We start from the raw sequence: 2,384 nt of genomic DNA, 5'->3' as shown, positions 1-2,384 counted from the left end.
CTGGGGCGAATGGGCCGAGCACGTCACAGACGTGGCGAACGCGACATAAATCCCCAAGTTAACGGCAAGGAGAAACGACATGACAGCACAGCGATGGGCCGCAGAGCATTCGGCCAAGGGTGCACCAGTCGGGATCGTGCTCTACGACGACGATGACGACCTGTTCACCGTCAAAACGAGGGACGGTGAGTGGGTGACCTACTCGCGGGATTATCTAGGCCAGCACAGTCCGCTAGGCGATGGTGACATCGACCGCGACCGTGGTGACCAAATCGTCGGCCAACTCGAAACCTGACGTAAGCACCGCAACGTTATCGGCGAAATTGAAGAGGATGAAATGAGCGTATGTGAGGACTGCGGGAAGCCCGATTGTGAGGGCGCTCGCACTCGGTACTGCCCCGATCGGTTCGGGTGCCCGTCGTGCGGCAAGGTTCACGGTGTTGCGCGGGGCTGCAACCCGTCTCCGGTGGACTGGACACTGGGACTGACGCCGCTATGACCAGGCGATTGATCCGCACGAATACCTGACGTAAATCCCCCAAGTTAACGGCAAGGAGAAACGATGGCGGAATTCAATCCCTGGCACTTTATCGACAAGTACCCAGGCCAATGCGCAGCCGAGGTGTCCCGCAAGGGCAACTCTGAGCCGTGCGACGAGGCGGCGTATGCCGTGGCAATGGACGACGAGGGGTTCTGGCCGGTGTGCATCAAGCACGCACGAGGACAGGGGCTGGTGCCGCTATCTGAAGTCCTTGAACACCGCGCCGGTTGACGTAAGGAGATCAGATGAGCGACCAACCGACTTCGCTGCGACATCCGCACGTTTGACCTGCGCGACACGATCGCCATAAAGCTGCTATTGCTCGCCAACCCGGGCGCCCCAATCTGGCCCGATGATATGGCACGCGCTCGGGAGGTTGTCGACGACCTAGCCGAGTACATCCGATTGACGTAAATCCCCCAAGTTATCGGCAAGGAGAAACCGTGTGCAATTGCTATTGCGCCAACTGTCACGGGCACCCGCTTGTGTGGTGCACCAGCGGTCACGACATCGACTGCCCGGTGCGCCAGGAACGCGCGAAGGTGACATAAGAGTTCGTTCTCGGCTCAGGCCACAGCCCCATCCGGGGGCGCCGGCGGCACCCACTGCTTCTGCTTCGGCGGCGGCGGCGGCCACGCCAACCACCGCTTAATCTGCCGCATCCCGTACATCGCGGCCAACACATACCCCACCGTGGACACGCAGATCAATACCCAAGCGGCGGTTTCCAACCCCAAACCCGGCAGGGCCATCGACAGTAGCTTCGCGACGACAGCCCAGCAGTTCACCGACACCGCAGCGAGATAGATTTTCGCCATGGTCGACGAATCGGCGTCGTAGCGCGCAATGATTGCCAACGCCCACAGCAGATGCCCGAGCACCCACAACGCCGCCCCGGACAGCACCACCCAGTAGGCGGCGAGCCAGGCGTTCGGCGGCTCGGTGAACAAGTCGCGCACGTGGCGGTCGGGCGATCCCGGCACGAACAGGCCGACCAGGGTGGGCAGCACGAACGTGGCGGGCAGCTCGAGCCGCCAGTGCCGCCACTGGGCCGCGTTCGTCAACTCAAGGCGGTTGAGCGTGACGTACGCGAACACGGTGATCCCGGTCAGGGATGCGATGTGGCCGACCATGTCCTCAAGGTTCCAAACCCCGGTGACGCGGTGCAAACAATCGAACGTCGGCGTAGCGAAAGGCATCATGCAGACGAGACCGACCAGGATGCCGGCGAGGTTAACGGTGGCGGCACTTTCCCACTTGTAGAACCAGGTGGTTCGCCGCACCCATAACCCTGCTGCTAGGGCTATGAGTGCGGCGAGGATGCCGTGATCAATTGACATACCGCGTCAAGATAGTGGCGGAATGCCCTTCCTGGGGCGCGGTTTCGGCTTCTTCTTAACTTCATCCAAGGTTCGCTTATCTGATTCATAGCTTCCCTGTTCGGCGTCGGACAGGGTGCGGGCCATGTTCAGCAGCGCCGACTTGGACCGTTCGGACAGCTCGTCGACGCTGGGCGGCAGCATGTCCACGAACCGGGATTGGCGGCGGTGGACGTCGATTCCTACGCTGCGGGCACATGCCAGGATGACGACCTCGATGTCGCAGGGCAGCGTGTCTGCCATGGCTTCGAGGGTCCGCGGCTCCGGGAACTCGTTGAGGCGTTCGCCGTTGGCGAATTGGTTCCAGCGTTGCGCTTTGATCGTGCCGCCGGACGCGGCTTCCAGATCCTTGTATGTCCGGTCACCCTTGAGTGACCGGATCAATTCAGGCAAGGTGAGATCGCCGTGCCTGTCATTGGTAGGCATTGTGTCCAACCCTTTTCTCTCGTGTCGGCGGACGCTTT

At 61.6% G+C, this 2,384-nt stretch carries 4 protein-coding genes; 2 read left to right on the top strand and 2 right to left on the bottom strand.

All coding sequences use genetic code 11. The annotated features are described in order from the left end of the window. The first annotated feature begins 79 nt into the window (after positions 1 to 79). Positions 80 to 295: a hypothetical protein gene (locus A5622_RS29270; RefSeq protein ID WP_156753000.1), complete on the top strand. Its 216-nt coding sequence runs from the start codon at positions 80 to 82 to the stop codon at positions 293 to 295. 267 nt (positions 296 to 562) lie between these two features. Further along, the gene (locus A5622_RS29265; RefSeq protein WP_066881739.1) at positions 563 to 772 is read left to right on the top strand and encodes a hypothetical protein; all 210 of its coding nucleotides are present in this window, start codon (positions 563 to 565) and stop codon (positions 770 to 772) included. Positions 773 to 1,107: 335 nt separating this feature from the next. Here A5622_RS29265 and A5622_RS18085 read toward each other — a convergent pair whose 3' ends face one another. Both A5622_RS18085 and A5622_RS18080 read right to left on the bottom strand, forming a co-directional pair. Next, the gene (locus A5622_RS18085; protein ID WP_156752999.1) at positions 1,108 to 1,881 is read right to left on the bottom strand and encodes a hypothetical protein; all 774 of its coding nucleotides are present in this window, start codon (positions 1,879 to 1,881) and stop codon (positions 1,108 to 1,110) included. Between the two features lie 6 nt (positions 1,882 to 1,887). Next, a partial coding sequence (locus A5622_RS18080) for a hypothetical protein (protein WP_232002997.1) occupies positions 1,888 to 2,384 on the bottom strand: 497 nt, incomplete at its 5' end.

The sequence above is a fragment of the Mycobacterium sp. 1245801.1 genome, assembly GCF_001673055.1.
Lineage (GTDB): Bacteria > Actinomycetota > Actinomycetes > Mycobacteriales > Mycobacteriaceae > Mycobacterium > Mycobacterium europaeum_A.
The sequence above is the reverse complement of the archived record's forward strand: the minus strand, read 5'-3'. Positions and strand labels throughout refer to the sequence as shown.

Excerpts from the sequence above, each read along its gene's own strand:
- A5622_RS29270 (WP_156753000.1), top strand. The coding sequence starts at position 80 with ATGACAGCACAGCGATGGGCCGCAGAGCATTCGGCCAAGGGTGCACCA.
- A5622_RS18085 (WP_156752999.1), bottom strand. The coding sequence starts at position 1,881 with ATGTCAATTGATCACGGCATCCTCGCCGCACTCATAGCCCTAGCAGCA.
- A5622_RS29265 (WP_066881739.1), top strand. The coding sequence starts at position 563 with ATGGCGGAATTCAATCCCTGGCACTTTATCGACAAGTACCCAGGCCAA.